The organism is Methyloceanibacter sp. (genome assembly GCF_035650995.1).
Classification (GTDB): domain Bacteria; phylum Pseudomonadota; class Alphaproteobacteria; order Rhizobiales; family Methyloligellaceae; genus Methyloceanibacter.
Genome location: NZ_DASRGO010000105.1, coordinates 1 through 17,938, shown reverse-complemented (window position 1 = coordinate 17,938; position 17,938 = coordinate 1). Strand labels below are relative to the sequence as shown.

Sequence of the window (17,938 nt, the reverse complement as noted above, 5' to 3'; positions counted from 1 at the left end):
AAGCGGTTGCCTTTATGTGATAACCGTGTTTGCAGACAAAAAGCCCGATCCGCGGCACATGGCAAATCCCGAAGATGTCAGTCGAGAGGATATCGTTGCCGCCTTTCGCTCGGCGATGATCGGGCATTTCCGCTCGCACGTTCCCGGCACCAACATCAACGAAGCCACCCTGATCGCGAGCGACTACCTCAATCATTTCCACGAGCTCGTGATGCTGCTCGAGGCGATCGGGTCGGAGCCGAAGGAGTTCGCCGACGATCTTCTATCGTGGCGCCCCCTCACCTATGAAGAGCACTTTTCCGGATCGGGCTTTCGCGACAAGAATCTCGCCATCGCGGCCTATCGCCGGGCGCCGCAGCGCATCAGGGCGCGATTCGACGAGGCGGTGGCGAGACTGCATGGCGAGGCCCTCACGCTCGTCGGCGAGGTCGCCGCGCAGCTCGGCAAAGGCAATGGGCGCCTCGCCAAGATCTGCGAGCGGGCCGCTCAGCGCTTGCGCGTGTTGATCGAAGAGGCGAATGCCATCGCCAACGGTGAAACGCTGCCGGAGCGCGCAGATTCCGAGGCTGCGGGCGATGTCGGCGGCCAAGCCGCGATCGATGCCTTGTTCGGCAACCGCTGACAGCCTGCTTGCGACCGAGGCCGCCGCCGGAGAAATCCGGTTGGGACCCTTGGCAGGCTAGATTTGACCATGAATTGGGGCTACTCAAAGCCCCATGGGACGGTCGGGAAAATGCCTGATGTGGCTCGCCTTGGCGGCGTTTTGCGCCGTGCCGGCTGCCATCGGCGATCCTTCCCCGGCCAAGGCCCAGTTCTTCAACTGGTTCAGCTCCGAGCCCGCACCCAAGCCGCGCGTGAGGCCCAAGCCTCCGGGCGACGACCTCCCGCCGATCGTGCCCAAGGAGAGCACCGCCCCTCCCCCTCCGGACGACAGGCCGTACGACAACAAGCTGATGCGGCTCACCGAGATTCTCGGCGCCATTCACTATCTTCGCGAGCTCTGCGGGGCCAATGAAGGCCAGCTCTGGCGCGACCAAATGAAGGAGATCCTCAAGAACGAGGGCACGACCGCCGTCCGGCGCGCCAAGCTCGTGAACAGCTTCAACGACGGCTACCGCGGCTACCGCCGCACCTACCGGTCCTGTACCCAGTCGGCGACGCTTGCCACGGCGCGGTTCAGCACCGAAGGGGCGCAGATCGCAGCCTCGCTCGCGCAAGGCGCGGTGTTTGCGAGCAAGGGCGGGACCGAGCCGAAGCCCGACGCCGCCAAACCCGGCGAGAACTCGGGAGGCGCCGCGCCCGCGCCGCAGACCGGAAATGCGGCTGCGCCGCAGACCGGAACCTCCCCCGATGCGGCGCCGACCGGCTCGGTCGAGCAGGGTACGTCGCCGCAAGCCAATGCCGGCGCAAACGGCGCGGCTCAGCCTGATTCAGGGCAGGCCGCAACCGCCGAGGCGAAGCCCGCCGAACCTGCGCAACGGCACGGCAAACGCCGCAGGGCATCCGCGCCGGAGACGGCTACGGCGCCGGCCGAGGCGCCGTCAGCGGTCGAAAGCAGCCCGGACGGCGGGTTCTAGGCTCCATTTACCAGTCGTAAAGATTAACCGTTAGTTCACTCTGTCGTCGGCATGGCGGACGGGGGGTGTAATTGTGACGCAACGGCCCTTGTCACAGAGAGGGGAGCCAGCTTGCGGTCAGTACGGAAAGCGTTGCGGTCTGCGGGCGACGCGGAGCGGCAGCAGGCGCTCCGTTACATCCTCGATGCCTGGGAGGAGGCCCTCCACGACGGCATCGAGCCCGAGACGCTGGCTAACGCCGCCCTGTTTGCTGCGCTCGCCGATCTCGTCGGGGTCTATGGCGAGGACGCCGTCGCCAAGATGACGACAGGCCTTTCCCGCCGCATCCAGCACGGCGAGTTCACGCTCAAACGCACCCCGCAATAACGCCTTAGGCGAGATAGCGGAACAGCCCCTTGGCGAGCAGGATCGCCCCGAAGGCGAGCAGAACGACGCCGGCAATCCGGTCGATGAGCTTCAATCTGCTCTCGGTGAGCTTGTGGCGGATCGTGGCGATCAACTCGGACAGTCCGAGCCACCAAAGCAGGCTGCCGCCCATCACCGAAGCGACCAGCACCAAGGCCTCGAGATAGGTGTCGAGCCCCCCGATCAACGAGCCGAGGCCGCCGATCATCGCCGCCATGCCAAGGATGGCGCCAGGATTCGTGACGGTGAGGAAAAAGGTCTGGGGAATGATGCCGGTGTGCTCCCACAGCTCGAACCGGCCGGTCTTGGGGATCACGAGCTTAGGGGTGGCAAACAGGAGACCGATGCCAAACACCAGCAGGAGCACCCCGCCGACAAACTGAATGAGGCCGGAATAGCCGGTCATCACCTCGGAAATCGCGGTGACCGAGAAGGCCGCAATCGCGGCGAGCGTGCCGTCACCGAGCACGGCACCGATGCCGGCGGCGATGCCGCCCCAAAATCCCCTCTTTGCCGCTCGCTGAATGACCAGGACGTTGACCGGACCGATCGGCGCCGCCATCAGGAGGCCGATGCCGAGCCCCGCCAACATGAGCTGGATGCCGGAGAGCACGATATGGGCGCCTGTCTGCAAGGACCGCCTACCCGCGCTCTAAGGCGTGATGCGAAACGCCGGTGCCTTCCAAGGGCCCTTGCTCTTGCCCACCGATTTGCGAGATTGCCCGAGCACTCATGGAGTGATGCATGGATCGCCGCATTATCATGATTGCCCTCGGGGCATTGGTAGCTGGCGCCTTTGCCCTTGTCCATGCCATGGGGAGCCAAACCACCGAGCAAGCGGGAGCCGGGACCTTCTCGACAAAGGACGTAGGCATGACCGCCGCCGCAACCTCACCACAAGCCGCGGCGCCACAAATTTCCTACGACTTCAACGCGCTGCCCGACCCGGTCAAGCGCATGCTGAGCAAGATCGCAAATGCCGCGGAGAGCGGCAACATCGAGGCCATGCGCCCGGTGTTCGAATCGAACGAGCTCAAGCCAATGGTCGCAACGAGCTACGTCGACGACCCGATCGCCTTCTGGAAGAAGGCTTCGGCCGACGGCACCGGACGCGACATCCTCGCCGCCATGCTGAACGTGCTGTCGAGCGGATACGTGAAGCTCGGTCAGGGCAAGGACGAGATCTTTGTGTGGCCGTATTTTGCCGAGACCGACCTTGCCAAGCTCACGCCGGCTCAGGAGGTCGAGCTTTATCGCATCGTCCCTCCCGACCTTGCGCTCGCCATGAAGAAATCTGGCAAATACGGCTATTACCGCTTCGGCATCACGCCAGCCGGGGTGTGGCAGTACTTCCTGCAATAGCCGTTACGCGCGCGGCAGCGCCTCGCCGAAGCGGACGGGCTCGCCCGCGGCCTTGCCGAGCTCCCCCTCCCACATCGCGGCCTTGCCACGAACGAATGTGCCCATCGGCCAGCCCTTCACCTTGCGGCCGGCGAAGGGGGTCCATCCCGCCTTGCTGCCGACCCAGGCGTTCTCGATGACGCGCTCGGCTTTGAGATCGACGATGGTGAGGTCGGCGTCGTAGCCCACAGCGACGCGGCCCTTGCCGGCAATGCCGAAGATGCGCTGGGGACCGGCGCTGGTCAGGTCGACGAAGCGGGCAAGGCTGAGGCGCCCGGCATTCACGTGATCGAGCATCACCGGCACGAGCGTTTGCACGCCGGGCATCCCCGACGGCGTGGCGGGGTAATCCTGCGCCTTCTCCTCGAGCGTGTGCGGCGCGTGATCGGAGCCGAGTACATCGACCACGCCCTGATCGATACCCCACCACAGGCGCTCCTGGTGGCGGACATCGCGAAGCGGCGGGTTCATCTGCGCGAGCGTGCCGAGCATCTCGTAGATCTCGGGCGCGGCGAGGCTCAGATGCTGAGGTGTCACTTCAACGCTTGCGATGTCCTTATGGCGGGCGAGAAGCTCCATCTCATCCGCCGTCGAGACGTGCAGCACATGCACGCGCTTGCCTGCTTGCGCAGCCAGCCTGAGCAGGCGGCTGGTGGCGAGCAAGGCGGCCTCGGCATCGCGCCATTCGCTGTGGCTTGCCGGATCGCCACTGCGCTGGACGGAAAGACGAGCTTTGAGCCTCGCCTCGTCTTCGGCATGGAAGGCGGCGCGCCGGTTGATCTTGCCGAGAATGCGCGCGAGCGTCGGCTCGTCGCCGACCAGAAGGTTTCCGGTCGATGAGCCCATGAACACCTTGATGCCGGCCGCCCCCGGCAGCCGCTCGAGCTCGGGCAGGTCATCGACATTGTCATGGGTGGCGCCGACGAAGAAGGCGAAGTCACAATGCATGCGGCCCCGCGCGCGCGAAACCTTGTCGGCGAGCGCATCGGCGCTTGTGGTCGGGGGTTTGGTGTTCGGCATCTCGAACACGGCGGTGACGCCGCCAAGCACGGCCGATCGGCTCCCGGTCTCCAGGTCTTCCTTGTGTTCGAGTCCCGGCTCGCGGAAATGGACCTGGCTGTCGATCACGCCGGGCAGGATATGGAGCCCGGTGGCGTCGATGGTCTCACCCGCCATGCCGGTCGGGATGCCGCCGATGGCGGCGATGCGGCCGTGGCGCACGCCGATATCGGCAAGCCCCATACCCGCGTGATTGACGAGGGTGCCGCCCTTGAAGACGAGGTCGAAGGTTTCGGCCAAGGCTCAAGCTCACTTGCGGGGCATCCCCCGCTTCAATAGCTTCATAGCATCGGGGGTGCCTTGGTAGCAGAAGGACGGACGATGGGCCATTGCCAAGCCGCGCTCCTCGCCGACCGCGCCGTTCTCGGCGTGACCGGCGCCGATGCGCGGAAATTCCTGCAAGGGATGCTGACCAACGATGCCGACAGGCTTGCCGAAGGCAATGCCATGCACGCCGGGCTCCTTTCCCCGCAGGGCAAGATCCTGTTCGACATGTTCGTCGCGGCCCGCGCGGACGATTTCCTGATCGATGTGGCGCGCGACAAGGGCGCCGAGCTCGGCAAGCGGCTCGGCTTCTACCGCCTGAGGTCCAAAGTCGAGATCAAGGAGGACCCCGATTTCAAGGTCGCGGCCGTTTGGGAGGGCACGCCCCGGCTGCCTGAGGGTGCGATCGGCTTTGCCGATCCGCGGCTCCCGGCGCTCGGAATGCGCGTCCTTCTGCCGGGGAGCGCGAGCGTCAGCGAGCTTGGATGCTCGCGCGCCGACGAGGCCGACTATCACGCCAGGCGCATCAAGCTCGGCGTGCCGGAAGGCGGCCGCGATTATGCCTTCGGGGATGCGTTCCCGCACGAGGCCCTGTTCGACCAGTTAAACGGCGTCGATTTCAAGAAGGGCTGCTATGTGGGCCAGGAGGTCGTGTCGCGCATGGAGCACCGCGGGCTCGCGCGCAAGCGCATCGTTCCGGTCGCGGGCGCATCGGCTTTGCCGGCATCCGGCACGCCGGTGACGGCGGAGGGGATCGCGATCGGGACGCTCGGCTCCACGAGCGGCGCCATGGGGCTTGCTCTGATCAGGCTCGACCGGGCGGAGGAAGCCTTGGCCAAGGGTGCGACGCTCAAGGCGGGAGAGGTGCCAATCACGCTGCGCCAGCCCGAATTCGCCCGCTTCGCGGTGCCGGCGACCGCACTCAGCGCATGACAGCGGCAAAGCTCAAGCGCTGCCCGTGGCCCGGCACCGATCCTCTTTATGTCGCCTATCACGACGAGGAATGGGGCGTGCCGGAGCGCGACGACCGGGCACTTTACGAGAAGCTCGTCCTCGACGGATTCCAGGCGGGGCTCTCCTGGATCACGATCCTAAGGAAGCGCGAGGCGTTCCGCAGCGCCTTCGACGGCTTCCAGCCCGAGCGGGTCGCGCGATTCACGAGTAAGTCGGTCGATGCTCTGATGCGCGATCAGGGCATCGTGCGCAATCGGGCCAAGATCGAAGGTGCGATCGCCTCAGCGCAGGCTTGGCTCCAAAGAATGGAGCAAGGTCCGGGCTTCAGCGCCTATCTGTGGGGCTTTGTGGACGGCAAGCCGATCGTCAACCGCTACAAGACGATCGGCCAGATCCCGGCCGAGACCGAGGTGTCGCGCAGGATGGCGAAGGACCTCAAGTCGCGCGGCTTCAAGTTCTGCGGCCCGACCATCGTCTACGCCTTCATGCAGGCGACCGGCATGGTCAACGACCACCTCACCTCGTGTCATCGCCATGCGGCTTGCGCAAGGCTCGGCCGGACGCCATCTAGCCCTTAGAGCCGCGCGGGTCGGCGCTGCGCGGATAGGTGCGCTCCTCTTGAATCTTGCCGTTGCGCTTCCTGATGCGGACCGCGCCCTTCCCGCCTACCGCCTTCTCGAGCACGCCGCCCTTGGTGGCCTTGGCCTTGGTGGCGAAGCTTTTGACGACTTGTCCGGTCCCCTCATGCTTCAGCACCCAGCATTTCTTTTTGTCATCATGCGCTAGCGAATATCTCGGCAACTTCGCCATCTGCCTCTCCCGCTTATGATTAGATCGCCAGTACTCGCACAAAACACGCAATGAATGGCATTATGCGCGAGATTCGTCCATTTTTTCGTGAGCCAGTCCGCGTGATGTTAACGCGGACTGTCATAATTCCGCTCCGACCGTGCCCATGAGAATCGCGCGCAAGATCGAAACTCCCGTCAGGCCCAATGCGGGCGCACGCGCCTGGCAGCGCATGCTGAGCGGACGGCGGCTCGACCTGCTCAATCCCTCGCCGCTCGACATCGAGATCGAGGACATCGCCCACGGACTGGCGCGCGTCGCGCGCTGGAACGGTCAGACCGAGGGGGAGCACGCTTTTTCCGTCGCGCAGCACAGTCTCCTCGTCGAGACGATCGTTGGCGCACTCGAGCCCGGACTCGACGCGCGCTTCCGGCTCGCGGCGCTCATTCATGACGCTCCGGAATATGTCATCGGCGACCTGATCAGCCCGTTCAAGGCGGCGCTCTCGCTCGACTACAAGGCCTTCGAGGCGAAGCTGCTTTCGGCCATTCATGTGCGCTTCTCGCTGCCCGCCGAATTGCCGGCCGAGATCACCAGGCTCATCAAGCGCGCCGACAAGATCGCGGCCTATTACGAGGCAACTGTCTTGGCCGGTTTCTCGCGCGAGGAGGCCCGGCGCTTCTTCGGCCAGCCGCGAGGCTTGAGCCCCGCTCTCGTCACCGCTCTGTCCAACTTGCGCCCCCTTGCTCCGACAGAGGGAGAGGCGAGTTTTCTTAAGCGATTCAAGCAATTAAACGCGCAGTGCGGAAGCGCGGCCAAGGCCAGGCAAGCGACGCGACCATGACCACCGTGATTTTGCCAAGAGAAGGCTTTACAGTGCCGGCCGCCATGACGGGAGAGACCATCTATGTCGCGCCCTTGAGCCTCGTCGCGACGACGGTTGCGGAGGCGCGGGTGAGCCATCTCGTCACGCTCATCAACGGGGAGACGCTGATCGACACACCGCCGTCGATCGGCCCCGAGCGGCACCTCAAGCTCGCCATGAACGATATTTGCGAGCCGCAGGAAGGCCTCGTTCTGCCGTCCGAAACCCATGTCGCCGATCTCGTCAAGTTTGCCCTTGCTTGGGACCGCAAGGCGCCGCTCCTGATTCATTGCTGGGCCGGCATCAGCCGGTCGACGGCCGCGGCCTTCATCGCGCTGTGCGCGCTCAACCCGCATGTCGACGAGCTCAAGGTCGCACGCGCGCTCCGCCGCGCTTCGCCCACCGCCTACCCGAACCGCCTGCTTGTTGCGCTTGGCGATGAGGCCTTGTCGCGCGACGGGCGCATGATGGCCGCCGTCGAGGACATCGGCCGCGGCAAGATCGTCGGCGAAGCGGACGTCTTCGCGTTGCCGGCCCGGCTCGCCGCCTAGACTCCGATGGGCGAGGCAAGGCGCAAAGCGGCCAATCTCGCCGCCGAAATGGAGACCACTGATCCCAAGATCGAGCTTGGGCTGAACGCGGCCATCGTCACCGTGCGCGAGCAGCAGCCCTACATCCTCGTGGTGCGGCCGGGCGCGACCGGATCGGGCGCTTTCGATGCGCTTCCCTACGGCACATTCTCCCCGCGCGCCCACCGCACGCTCGAGATCGGCTTGCGCGAATGGGTGAAGCGGCAGACGGGGCTGGAGCTCGGTTATGTCGAGCAGCTCTACACGTTCGGTGATCGCGGCCGCCACAGCGAGCCGGGCGGCGCGCACACGCTTTCGGTCGGTTATCTTGCGCTGACGCGCGGCGGGGGCGAGGAGCTCTCGGGATCGCTGTGGTCACCCTGGTACGCCTATTTTCCCTGGGAAGATTGGCGAAGCGGCAAGCCCGAGATCCTCACCAGGGAAATCGAACCGAGGCTCAAGGAATGGGCCGGCCGGACTCCCCCTCCTGACGAGCCGGCGAGGCCGCTTCGCCGCGCCGAGCGGCTCCGAATCGGTTTCGGTCTCGACGGGGCGTGGGACGAGGAGAAAGTGCTCGAGCGCTACGAACTCCTTTACGAAGCCGGTCTCGTGACCGAGGCTTCGCGTGACGGCAGGCCCGCGGCCGAGCAATGGTCCAACCTGCCCGAGCTCGGCCGGCCGATGGAATTCGACCATCGCCGCATCCTCGCCACCGCTCTCGGCCGCCTGCGCGGCAAGCTGAAATACCGGCCGGTGGTGTTCGAGCTTCTGCCGCCCGAATTCACCCTTTACGACCTGCAGCAAACGGTCGAGGCGATCTCGGGCACCCTGTTGCACAAGCAGAACTTCCGGCGCCTGGTCGAGAAGGGCGGTCTCGTCGAGGCGACCGGCAACGTCTCGACCGAGACGGGCGGACGGCCGGCGCGCCTTTATCGCTTCCGCCGCGAGGTGGTGCTCGAGCGGCCTGCCCCGGGCTTGCGGGTCAAGGCCGGGCGAGGCTGAGCCCCGGAGTTAAGCGTCCTCAAATCAGGTGTGCTCCAGAGCCTCGGCCGGGCTCGCCCGCGTGGCGACGAAAGCGGGATAGAATGAGCCGAGAATGCCGAGCACGATGGCCGCGATCGCCGTAACGGCGATCAGTCCGGGCGTCGGGCGCACGGCGATATAACGGCCGATGGCCGGGATCGCGCTCAGGAGCCGCGAGCCGCCGATGCCGAGCAGGATGCCGAGCCCACTTCCCAAGGCCGACAGCAGAAATCCCTCGATCACCAGCGCGCCCATGATGCGCTCCTTGGACCAGCCGATCGCCGAGAGGATACCGATCTCGCGCGTGCGCTCGAGCACGGCCATGAGCAGCGTGTTCAGCACCATGAGCACGCCCATGAGCAGCGCAACCCAGGCCATCGAGCTCGAGACTGCATCGAGCAGGCCGACGAGGCTGTCGTTCTTGAGCACCGATTCGCTTCGTGTCACGGCGAATCCGCCCAGGCCCTCGATCGCCTTGACGACGCGATCGGTGGCGGCTTGGTTCGCCGGATCGGCGAGCCGTATGGCGATATAGGTCACCGATCCGGTGCGGAAGGTCGCTTCCTGGAGATCCGGAAGGCCGACGATCACGGCGTTGCGGTTGATGACCGAGCCGTAGTTGGTGGTGGCAATGATATGGAACTTGTCGCCGAGAAGGGTGATGTCGTCGCCGACATGTTTGCCGAGGGTGGTGGCGATGTCCTTGCCGACGAGCGCGAATTTGCGCTCGCCGGGGTTGGGCAGACGCCCTTCCGCGAGCGGAACCGAAGACCAATAGAAGCTGCTCTCGGGCCAGCCAAAGGCGATGACGTGGTCGTCATTGTCGGTGGCGGCAAAGGAGAGCAGTTGTCCGGCAGCGGCCGCCACCCCGGGAATCTTGGCGATCTCGGGGATGATCGCCTCGGGAACCGTGCCGCCGAAGGGCTCGGCGACACCTCGCCGACGCACGGTCAGATCGTTGCCGCGTTCCTCGAAGGCCTGTTGCACGTTCTCATTGACGCTGCGCGACAGGCCGTAAAGCGTAATGAAGCTGCCGACGGCGACGGCGACGCCGAGCAGGGTGAGAATCGAGCGCGTGGGGCGGCGCTGGAGATTGCGGAAGGCAAGTTCGAGATGGTTCATGGCACCGCCTCACGGGCGTGCGACACTTGGTCGATCACGTTCCCGTCCTTCATTTTGATCAAGCGCTTGCAGCGTTTCGCCAGGTCCGGCGCGTGCGACACCATGACCAGCGTCGCTCCCCGCGCGCGCTGCAGGTCGAACAAGAGATCGAGGATCGCCGAGGCATTGGCGCTGTCGAGATTGCCGGTCGGCTCATCGGCGAGAATGAGCGTGGGATTGTTGATGATGCTGCGGGCGATGGCCACGCGCTGACGCTCTCCTCCCGACAGCTCTTGCGGCAGGTGTGTGGTGCGCTGACCCAACCCCACGGTCTCGAGGGCGTCCTCGGCGCGGCGCCTTCGCTCCTTGCTGCTGAGCCCCATGCCGAACATCGCCACCTCGACATTCTCGCTGGCGGTCAGCGTCGGAAACAGATTGAACTCCTGAAACACGATGCCGATTTGCGAACGCCGCAGATCGGTCCATTGGCGCAGTGTGGTGACCGGATCTCCCCGCCAGCGCAGAACGCCGCGCGTCGGGGTCCGGATGCCGCACATCACGAGAATGAGCGTCGTCTTGCCGCTTCCGCTCGGACCGAGCACCGCCACCGATTCGCCTTCGCCGAAGGTAAGGTTGATGTCGTGCAACGCGACGATCCGGCCCTGATCGAAGGCGTGCCCGACATGCTCGAGCGCGATGAGGGAGTTAGAATCGGTCCGGCGCGCATTCATGTTCCGGCCCTTTTGCGCATGAAGGCGATGAGCGCGTTGATATCGCCATTGTTGCTCGCCAACACGTTGGCATATTCCTGAATCTCCGCGTCGACCACGCTGTGACCGTCGAGCAAGAGATCAATGATGCGCCACGATTGTCCGTCGGGGCGCATCCACCATATCCAAATCTGATCGGGCTTCCCCGGCACGGTGCGGCGGCTCGCAGCAATTTGATCGCTGCCGACCGGGGGCCTCCGCCCAACATAGGTCAGGGTCATGCCTTTGGGACGCATGCGCTTAAGATAGGCGCTGACGACCTCGTTCTCGAAGGCCTCCATATATTCCTTCCGCTCTTCCTCCGTCGCTTTGTCCCATGCCTTGCCAAGCACCTGCTTCCCCATGAAAGGCACATCGAAGGCCCACGCGAGCAGATCGCGGCATCTTTGCCGCGCATCGGCCTCCGATCCGGTGGCGAAGAAATTCATCGACTCGTGATTCACCCGTTCGACAAACGCCCTGATGGCGGCATCGGAGTCGGCCGGATCGGCGCAGGAGGGCACGACGAAGCCGGCGAGAAACATGACGGCCACGAGCAACAGACGCGGAAGCGCCGTGCCCGGCTTTGATTTGACGCAAACTTGCTGGAAAGATACCGCCATCACCGCAACAGTTGCGCGACCTTCGAGATGGGCGCAAGAGCCCTTGCATTAGATGAGCGAACCTCTCGAGCTTACAAGCGTTAGCAGAAGCGTGCGGCAATCCGAACCCGGATGCACGATGACGTGCGAAATCGTGCGCAATCTCGTCCTGCGCGCTAGAACTGTGGGGCTTGGCGCACTGGCCGCGGTGGCCTTGATGTCGCAACCATGCTTTGCCGAGGACAAAACCATCGAGACCAAGACGGGCAAGATCGTGGTCTCGACGGTCGCGCGCGGCCTCGAACATCCCTGGGGCCTGGCATTTCTGCCGGATGGCCGCATGCTCGTCACCGAGCGGCCGGGACGGCTTCGCATCGTAACCAACGACGGCGCCGTGTCGGCGCCGCTCAAGGGCGTGCCGGAAGTCTTCGCCCAAGGCCAAGGCGGGCTCCTCGACGTTGCGCTCGATCCCGATTTCGCAACCAACCGTCTTGTTTACCTCTCCTATTCGGAACCCGGAGAGGGCGGCGCCGGAACCGCGGTGGCACGCGGCAAACTGAGCGATGACGGCCTCGAGGGTGTCGAAGTCATCTTCCGCCAGGAGCCGAAAGTCGACGGCGGCAATCATTTCGGCGGGAGACTCGCCTTCGCCCCCGACGGCAAGCTGTTCGTCACGCTGGGCGAACGCTTCAAATTCACACCTGCTCAGGACCTCTCAACCGATCTCGGCAAGATCGTACGCATCAACCCGGACGGTTCCGTGCCGCAAGACAACCCCTTCGCCGGCAAGGAGGGCGTGCGTGCCGAAATCTGGTCGTATGGCCATCGCAATCCGCAAGGCGCCGCCATCAACCCGAAGACCGGCGAATTGTGGGAGAGCGAGTTCGGTCCAAAGGGCGGCGACGAGGTGAACATCCCCGAGGCGGGCAAGAATTACGGCTGGCCGGTCGTGAGTTGGGGCGACAACTACGACGGCACGCCGATCGCGAGGCCGCCGACTCATCCCGAGTTCGCCGATGCGATCGCCCATTGGAACCCGGTGATCTCGCCTTCAGGCATCATGTTCTACACGGGCGACGCCATTCCCGCCTGGAAGGACGATCTCTTGCTTGCCGGATTGTCGTCGCAGTCGATCGTCCGCCTCACCATCGACGGGGAAACGGTGACCGGCGAGGAGCGCATTCCGATGGGCGAGCGCGTGCGCGACGTGGTGCAAGGCCCGGACGGAGCGGTCTATGCGCTGACCGACGATTCCGACGGCGCGATCCTGAAACTGACAGCCGCTTCTTCCGCTAGCGACCGGTGACGAGAAGATCGGGGCCTGCCATGGCCCCGATCCCACCGGCAAATCTCATGCCGGGATTTATTCAGCCTGAGTGTTGGGCGTGCCGTTATTCTGCTGCCCAAGCGTCGGGTTGGGCTGACCCGTTGCCGCGGACGAGCCTTCGGGCGCCGAGCTCCGTTCCTTGGCGCCGCCGGACTGATCGGCTTGGCCCTGGCTGTTCGCCGTGGGTTGGTTCACTGTGCCGTCAGTTGCCGCGCCCGAGCTCGGAGCAGCCGAGCTTTGCTCGGTGGCGCCGCCAGAGGTGTCGGCGCTTCCGGACTGCGGCTGGTACGCCGATTTCGCCGTATCAGGCGAGACGCCCGGCGTCGTCGGCAATTGCCCCGACTGCGTGTCGGCGGCCAAGGCGGGTGCGATGCCCAACACAAGGGCCACCGCCGTGCCAACAAGTAGCTGCTTCATCGTGTCCTCCTTGCTTGTTCTGTCGGGGTGCAAAGGACGGCGAGGAGAGTCGTTCGCCGACCTCGCAGAGCGACATCTCTCCCAAGGAAAAACATGACAGGGCCGCGATGGTTCCCGGCATGTGCGGGACTAGACGTTCACAAAAGGCTGAGTTGGCGCGCATGGCTTTGGGATGCTAGGGAAACCGCCTTAGCGTGATCGCATTCCTGCCCCCAAATCGTCAGCCTCGGAGCTTAGGCCGTTCCGCCATGCAGCCGATCATTTCCGTAGCGCATCTGTCCAAGACCTACGCCTCGGGCTTCAAGGCGCTGAAGGACATCAATCTCGAGATCAGGAAAGGCGAGATCTTCGCCCTGCTCGGGCCGAACGGTGCGGGCAAGACCACGCTCATCAGCATCATCTGCGGCATCGTCACGCCGAGCGCGGGCAAGGTGCTGGTCGGCGGGCATGACATCATTAGCGACTATCGCGCCACGCGGTCGATGATCGGCCTCGTGCCGCAGGAGCTGACGCTCGAAATGTTCGAGACGGTGTGGGACACGGTCTCGCTGAGCCGCGGCCTGTTCGGCAAGTGGGACAATCCCGCCTATATCGAGAAGATTCTCAAGGACCTGTCGCTGTACGACCGCAGGAACTCAAAGCTGATGACGCTGTCTGGAGGCATGAAGCGGCGCGTGCTGATCGCCAAGGCCCTGTCGCACGAGCCGCGCGTGCTCTTCCTCGACGAGCCGACGGCCGGCGTCGACGTCGCCCTGCGCAAAGACATGTGGCAGGTGATCAGGCACCTACGCGATTCCGGTGTGACCATCATCCTCACCACGCATTACATCCACGAGGCCGAGGACATGGCCGACCGCATCGGCGTGATCAACAAGGGCGAATTGATCCTGGTCGAGGACAAGCGCGAGCTGATGCACAAACTCGGCAAGAAGCAGCTCACGATCCAGCTTCACGATGCGCTCAGCGCCATTCCCGCCGAGCTCAACGGACATCATCTCAGTCTCGCCAATGGCGGCAGCGAGCTGATCTATACCTACGACACGCAAGCATCGCGCACGGGAATCACCGGCCTCCTCACCGATCTTGCCAGCGCCGGCATCAGGTTCAAGGACCTCGATACGTCGCAAAGTTCGCTCGAGGACATCTTCGTCGATCTGGTGAGACAGAAATGAACCTGCCGGCAATCAGGGCGATCTACAAATTCGAGATGGCGCGCGCGGGGCGCACGCTGCTGCAAAGCATGGTCTCGCCGGTGATCTCGACCTCGCTCTATTTCGTGGTGTTCGGGGCGGCGATGGGGTCGCGCATCACGGAGATCGAGGGGGTGCCCTACGGCGCCTTCATCGTGCCCGGACTGATCATGCTGATGCTGCTCACCCAGAGCGTGGCCAACGCCTCGTTCGGCATCTATTTCCCCCGCTTCACCGGCACGATCTTCGAGCTGCTTTCGGCGCCGATCTCCTATCTCGAGATCGTGATCGGCTATGTCGGCGCGGCGGCAACCAAGTCGATCATCCTCGGGCTGATCATCCTGGCCACGGCGTGGCTGTTCGTGCCGATCAGGATCGCCCATCCCTTCTGGATGGTCACCTTCCTGGTGCTGACGGCAGCGACCTTCAGCCTGCTCGGCTTCATCATCGGCATCTGGGCGGACGGCTTCGAGAAGCTGCAGCTCGTGCCGCTTCTCATCATCACGCCGCTCACCTTCCTCGGCGGCACGTTCTATTCGATCTCGGTGTTGCCGCCGGCGTGGCGGACGGTGACCCTGTTCAACCCCGTGGTCTATCTGGTCTCGGGCTTCCGCTGGAGCTTCTACGAGATCGCCGACGTGAGCCCCGGGGTGAGCCTCGCCATGATCGGGCTATTCCTCGCCATCTGTCTCGCCGTGGTGGCGTGGATCTTCAAGACCGGCTACCGGCTCAAGAGCTAGGGCCGCCGGATCAGCGCGCTTCGTTCAGGCGGTGCGGAGGATGGCGCTGGTCCCCGCGCCGGTTGAGCCGGCGGACATAGGTGATGGTGGCGGCCGGACGTTCCGCCTTCACTTTGAGCGCGGCGATCAGTGCGTCCTCGGCCCTGACCACGATGCGGTCGCCTTTACCCGCAACGCAGACGCCTACGGTGAATTGCGATTGCACGCGCGCACTCCTCTGAAGAGGTTGAGCCGATGGTCAAGCCTAGCAAAAGAACGGGAGCGCGCCCATGGCTATGTGAGGGCCGGGCTTGGGCCGAACGACGTCGCGAGGCTTCGCGCTTTTTCCCGCCTAGCGGACCGACTCGGCGAGGTCGCCGCCTTGTGCCTGCGGCTTGGGCTTCGGCTTGGCCTGCGGCGCATTGTCGGCGACGGAATCGGGGTTCGCGTTGCTGCCGATGGCAGCCGCCAACGCTCCGTCGAGTTTGTAGACATCGGGGTACGTCGCGACTTTGCCCTCATCGTTCACCATGGCGGTGAAGTAGGTCGTATGCACCGGCAGATGGTGCTTGATGTTCACCCCGCTGTTGTAGCCGCTGGCAAGAAGCTTATCGACCTCGGCCTGCGGCATATCCTGGTCGGCGGCAAGCACCATGGCGGCCATTTTGCCCGGCTTGTACACGCGCGGACAATTGTGCCCCTCGGCCCGCATGTCGGTATCGAACAAGCCCTGCTTGATGGTGTCGTGCATGTAAACGGAGAACGGGTTGGGATAGACGAACTTCACCTTGCCGAGAACGTTGTTGGGCCCGGGCGCCTGCACGAAGCTGATGGCGGCCATATTGACCGTATTCCAGTTGATGCTGCCCGGATCGACGAAGCGTCCGTTGTACTTCACCTTCAACTCATGCTGGTCGAGGATCGCAGTGTTCCGCGAGAATAGACCGCCGCCGCCGCGCAAGTTCGGCAGCAGGTTCTCCCGCACGATGGTCGGTGGCACGGTCCATTCCGGATTGAACACGACCGATTGCAGGTCGGCTGAGAACATCGGCGTCGCATACTTCAATTCGCCGACGACGATCTTGTCCGTGTAGATCTGCTTGCCGTCCTTGTAGAGATAAACGGTGAAGGCCGGTACGTTGAGCCAGAGATAGAGCGATCCCAGGTCCTCGGGCATCCAGCGCCAGCGTTCCATATTAACGACGATCTTCTGCACGTTGGGCGGATTGGCACCGGCTTCGCGCTCGGCGCGGGCCTTGAGCAGCGCCTGGTGCAGGCGCTGGAACTGCTCATGCTTGGGATGCAGCGAGCGGAGATAGGCGTCAGGCGCGTCGGCCGCGGCGATCTCGGTCATCACCGCCTTGGGGTCGCGCAAGGTCGGCGCGACACCGTAGAGCTTGCTGAGATTGGCAGGATTGGTCCGTCCGCCGCGGGCAAAACGGGCATATTTCAGGATGGCGAGATCGAGCTTGATCTCGTTCGCTGCGGCATCGTCGGGAGACTTCGGAAGCTCGCCGGCCGGCGGCAGATCGAAGGCCGCGCTCGACAGGCCCCAATCGTCGGCCCGCATGATTTCGTCGATGGCCGCGAGCGCCCGTCCCGAGAAGCCCATATCGGTCATCCATAGCGGGTCGGAGCGCTGGTTGTAGAACGCCTCGATCGCGACAAGGTCGGGGGAAGACGACGTCTTGCGCTGATCGGCGATCTTGGTGCGGATGCTGGCGACGACAGGGGTCGCTTCGGGAGGCGGCGCCGTCTCGGCCGGCGCTTGAGCAGCTTCACCCTGGCCTTCACCGGAGGGCGCGGGGACGGCCGGAGCCGTATCGGAAGGATCGGACGCTGGGGCCGTGTCGGGATTGACCCATTGAGCTGCGGCAGCCGTCGGCGCGGTCGCGTTCTCGGCTAAGGCCGGCCAAGCGAACACAGCCGCCAGTCCCAAGGCTGAAGCCGCCATTGCGACGCCGGCGAACCAAGATTGTCCACGCATCGCACAGACCCCCACTGTAGGCCCAGGTTAATCCGAGACGCGGCAAAGGGCCACAGCGATCTGCCTGCTTCTTGGGCTCCGCTCCAGGCCCTCGCGTCTCGTCTTTATTGATCCGATCTTCTGCTCATTTTGAGCATAGTGGCTCGATTTTATTTTGGCTCGCCCCGGAATAAATCGGCGTTCAGCCCGGTCTCCTTGCGACACGACCGACAACACGTGCAAGGAGACGATGATGGTTCATTCAACGACGCCGGAGGCCGATACCGCCGATGCCGAGGCGGAGGGCATCAGCCGGAGGGGCGCGCTAGAGTGCATGATCTGGGCCGGGACCGGGGTCCTGTGGGCGCTATCGGGCGGGGTGCCGAAATCGCTCGGCCTGCTCGGCGATGCGCTCGCCGCGGAGGCACCTTCCTTCACCTTCCTCCAGATCAGCGATAGCCATGTCGGCTTCAACAAGCCGGCCAATCCCGACGCGCTCGGCACGCTGCGCGAGGCCATCGCCAAGGTCAAGGCGGTGCCCGCCAAGCCCGCCTTCGTGATCCATACCGGCGACATCACCCATCTTTCCAAACCCGACGAGTTCGATAATGCGAGCCAGCTCATCGGCGAGGCCGCGCTCGACGTTCATTACGTGCCCGGAGAGCACGATTTCGTCGATGAAGGCTTGGGCAGGGCCTATCTCGAGCGCTACGGCAAGGGCACCAAGGGTTCGGGCTGGTATTCCTTCGACGACCACGGCGTCCATTTCATCGGTCTCGTGAACGTCGTCGACCTCAAAGCCGGCGGGCTCGGCAGGCTTGGGACCGAGCAACTCGCGTGGCTCGCCGACGATCTCAAGGACAAGCCGGATTCGACGCCGATCGTCGTCTTTGCCCACATCCCGCTGTGGACGGTCTATGCCGAATGGGGATGGGGCACCGACGACGGCATGCAGGCGCTC

Annotated in this window: 22 protein-coding genes; 13 read left to right on the top strand and 9 right to left on the bottom strand. The window is 64.4% G+C overall.

What is annotated here, in order from left to right:
* Nucleotides 1-25 precede the first annotated feature (25 nt).
* The 3 genes from VFB18_RS08090 (at nucleotide 26) to VFB18_RS08080 (ending at nucleotide 1,943) form a co-directional block, all read left to right on the top strand.
* Nucleotides 26-622, top strand: a complete 597-nt coding sequence (locus VFB18_RS08090) for a hypothetical protein (protein ID WP_324973331.1) — start codon at nucleotides 26-28, stop codon at nucleotides 620-622.
* A 118-nt stretch (nucleotides 623-740) separates the two neighbouring features.
* Entirely contained in the window at nucleotides 741-1,577 is an 837-nt protein-coding gene (locus VFB18_RS08085) for a TIGR02301 family protein (protein ID WP_324973327.1), read from the top strand.
* 111 nt (nucleotides 1,578-1,688) lie between these two features.
* A complete protein-coding gene (locus tag VFB18_RS08080) occupies nucleotides 1,689-1,943 on the top strand; it encodes a hypothetical protein (protein ID WP_324973325.1) in 255 nt (84 codons plus the stop codon).
* 4 nt (nucleotides 1,944-1,947) lie between these two features.
* Here the strand turns inward: VFB18_RS08080 and VFB18_RS08075 are convergent, their stop codons facing one another.
* Nucleotides 1,948-2,616, bottom strand: coding sequence for a LysE family translocator (locus VFB18_RS08075; RefSeq protein WP_324973322.1), 669 nt, complete (start codon nucleotides 2,614-2,616; stop codon nucleotides 1,948-1,950).
* Between the two features lie 239 nt (nucleotides 2,617-2,855).
* On the opposite strand from VFB18_RS08075, the gene VFB18_RS08070 reads away from it, so the two are divergent.
* Nucleotides 2,856-3,344: a hypothetical protein gene (locus VFB18_RS08070; RefSeq protein ID WP_324973320.1), complete on the top strand. Its 489-nt coding sequence runs from the start codon at nucleotides 2,856-2,858 to the stop codon at nucleotides 3,342-3,344.
* 3 nt (nucleotides 3,345-3,347) lie between these two features.
* On the opposite strand, the gene VFB18_RS08065 is transcribed toward VFB18_RS08070, so the two are convergent.
* A complete protein-coding gene (locus tag VFB18_RS08065) occupies nucleotides 3,348-4,682 on the bottom strand; it encodes a dihydroorotase (RefSeq protein WP_324973317.1) in 1,335 nt (444 codons plus the stop codon).
* Nucleotides 4,683-4,763: 81 nt separating this feature from the next.
* Here VFB18_RS08065 and VFB18_RS08060 point away from each other — a divergent pair, with 81 nt between their 5' ends.
* Both VFB18_RS08060 and VFB18_RS08055 read left to right on the top strand, forming a co-directional pair.
* Nucleotides 4,764-5,639 (top strand): folate-binding protein, encoded by an 876-nt coding sequence (locus VFB18_RS08060; protein WP_324973314.1) that lies wholly within the window; start codon nucleotides 4,764-4,766, stop codon nucleotides 5,637-5,639.
* The gene (locus tag VFB18_RS08055) at nucleotides 5,636-6,238 is read left to right on the top strand and encodes a DNA-3-methyladenine glycosylase I (protein WP_324973311.1); all 603 of its coding nucleotides are present in this window, start codon (nucleotides 5,636-5,638) and stop codon (nucleotides 6,236-6,238) included. The genes VFB18_RS08060 and VFB18_RS08055 overlap by 4 nt, the downstream gene beginning before the upstream one ends.
* Here VFB18_RS08055 and VFB18_RS08050 read toward each other — a convergent pair.
* Nucleotides 6,228-6,470 carry a DUF2188 domain-containing protein gene (locus VFB18_RS08050; RefSeq protein ID WP_324973308.1) on the bottom strand — a complete coding sequence of 81 codons (243 nt, stop codon included), beginning with the start codon at nucleotides 6,468-6,470 and terminating at the stop codon, nucleotides 6,228-6,230. The two genes, VFB18_RS08055 and VFB18_RS08050, sit on opposite strands and share 11 nt — an antisense overlap.
* 163 nt (nucleotides 6,471-6,633) lie before the next feature.
* Here VFB18_RS08050 and VFB18_RS08045 point away from each other — a divergent pair, with 163 nt between their 5' ends.
* From VFB18_RS08045 to VFB18_RS08035, 3 genes are read left to right on the top strand one after another with little or no spacing between them, the layout of a single operon-like run.
* Complete coding sequence (locus tag VFB18_RS08045) at nucleotides 6,634-7,293, top strand: YfbR-like 5'-deoxynucleotidase (protein ID WP_414675672.1); 660 nt, start codon at nucleotides 6,634-6,636, stop codon at nucleotides 7,291-7,293.
* Nucleotides 7,290-7,865 carry a tyrosine protein phosphatase gene (locus tag VFB18_RS08040; RefSeq protein ID WP_324973302.1) on the top strand — a complete coding sequence of 192 codons (576 nt, stop codon included), beginning with the start codon at nucleotides 7,290-7,292 and terminating at the stop codon, nucleotides 7,863-7,865. The genes VFB18_RS08045 and VFB18_RS08040 overlap by 4 nt, the downstream gene beginning before the upstream one ends.
* Nucleotides 7,866-7,871: 6 nt before the next feature.
* Nucleotides 7,872-8,885: an NUDIX hydrolase gene (locus tag VFB18_RS08035; protein WP_414675671.1), complete on the top strand. Its 1,014-nt coding sequence runs from the start codon at nucleotides 7,872-7,874 to the stop codon at nucleotides 8,883-8,885.
* 24 nt (nucleotides 8,886-8,909) lie between these two features.
* On the opposite strand, the gene VFB18_RS08030 is transcribed toward VFB18_RS08035, so the two are convergent.
* From VFB18_RS08030 to VFB18_RS08020, 3 genes are read right to left on the bottom strand one after another with little or no spacing between them, the layout of a single operon-like run.
* On the bottom strand, nucleotides 8,910-10,028 hold the full coding sequence (locus VFB18_RS08030; protein WP_324973299.1) for an ABC transporter permease: 1,119 nt from the start codon (nucleotides 10,026-10,028) through the stop codon (nucleotides 8,910-8,912).
* On the bottom strand, nucleotides 10,025-10,738 hold the full coding sequence (locus VFB18_RS08025) for an ABC transporter ATP-binding protein (RefSeq protein ID WP_324973296.1): 714 nt from the start codon (nucleotides 10,736-10,738) through the stop codon (nucleotides 10,025-10,027). The genes VFB18_RS08030 and VFB18_RS08025 overlap by 4 nt, the downstream gene beginning before the upstream one ends.
* Nucleotides 10,735-11,379 (bottom strand): ABC transporter substrate-binding protein, encoded by a 645-nt coding sequence (locus VFB18_RS08020; RefSeq protein WP_324973293.1) that lies wholly within the window; start codon nucleotides 11,377-11,379, stop codon nucleotides 10,735-10,737. Before VFB18_RS08020 ends, VFB18_RS08025 begins: the two co-directional genes overlap by 4 nt.
* Nucleotides 11,380-11,497: 118 nt before the next feature.
* Between VFB18_RS08020 and VFB18_RS08015 the strand changes: the two genes are divergently transcribed.
* Complete coding sequence (locus tag VFB18_RS08015; RefSeq protein WP_414675670.1) at nucleotides 11,498-12,664, top strand: PQQ-dependent sugar dehydrogenase; 1,167 nt, start codon at nucleotides 11,498-11,500, stop codon at nucleotides 12,662-12,664.
* Nucleotides 12,665-12,721: 57 nt separating this feature from the next.
* Here VFB18_RS08015 and VFB18_RS08010 read toward each other — a convergent pair whose 3' ends face one another.
* Nucleotides 12,722-13,102, bottom strand: a complete 381-nt coding sequence (locus VFB18_RS08010) for a hypothetical protein (RefSeq protein ID WP_324973290.1) — start codon at nucleotides 13,100-13,102, stop codon at nucleotides 12,722-12,724.
* 248 nt (nucleotides 13,103-13,350) lie between these two features.
* Here VFB18_RS08010 and VFB18_RS08005 point away from each other — a divergent pair, with 248 nt between their 5' ends.
* Nucleotides 13,351-14,274, top strand: coding sequence for an ABC transporter ATP-binding protein (locus VFB18_RS08005; protein ID WP_324973288.1), 924 nt, complete (start codon nucleotides 13,351-13,353; stop codon nucleotides 14,272-14,274).
* Nucleotides 14,271-15,032 (top strand): ABC transporter permease, encoded by a 762-nt coding sequence (locus VFB18_RS08000; protein ID WP_324973287.1) that lies wholly within the window; start codon nucleotides 14,271-14,273, stop codon nucleotides 15,030-15,032. Before VFB18_RS08005 ends, VFB18_RS08000 begins: the two co-directional genes overlap by 4 nt.
* A gap of 10 nt (nucleotides 15,033-15,042) precedes the next feature.
* Here VFB18_RS08000 and VFB18_RS07995 read toward each other — a convergent pair whose 3' ends face one another.
* Both VFB18_RS07995 and VFB18_RS07990 read right to left on the bottom strand, forming a co-directional pair.
* Complete coding sequence (locus VFB18_RS07995) at nucleotides 15,043-15,237, bottom strand: hypothetical protein (protein ID WP_324973284.1); 195 nt, start codon at nucleotides 15,235-15,237, stop codon at nucleotides 15,043-15,045.
* A 126-nt stretch (nucleotides 15,238-15,363) separates the two neighbouring features.
* On the bottom strand, nucleotides 15,364-16,998 hold the full coding sequence (locus VFB18_RS07990; protein ID WP_324973280.1) for a L,D-transpeptidase family protein: 1,635 nt from the start codon (nucleotides 16,996-16,998) through the stop codon (nucleotides 15,364-15,366).
* A gap of 232 nt (nucleotides 16,999-17,230) precedes the next feature.
* Between VFB18_RS07990 and VFB18_RS07985 the strand changes: the two genes are divergently transcribed.
* Nucleotides 17,231-17,938, top strand: a 708-nt coding sequence (locus VFB18_RS07985; protein ID WP_324973277.1) for a metallophosphoesterase family protein, incomplete at its 3' end; no start/stop codon positions are given.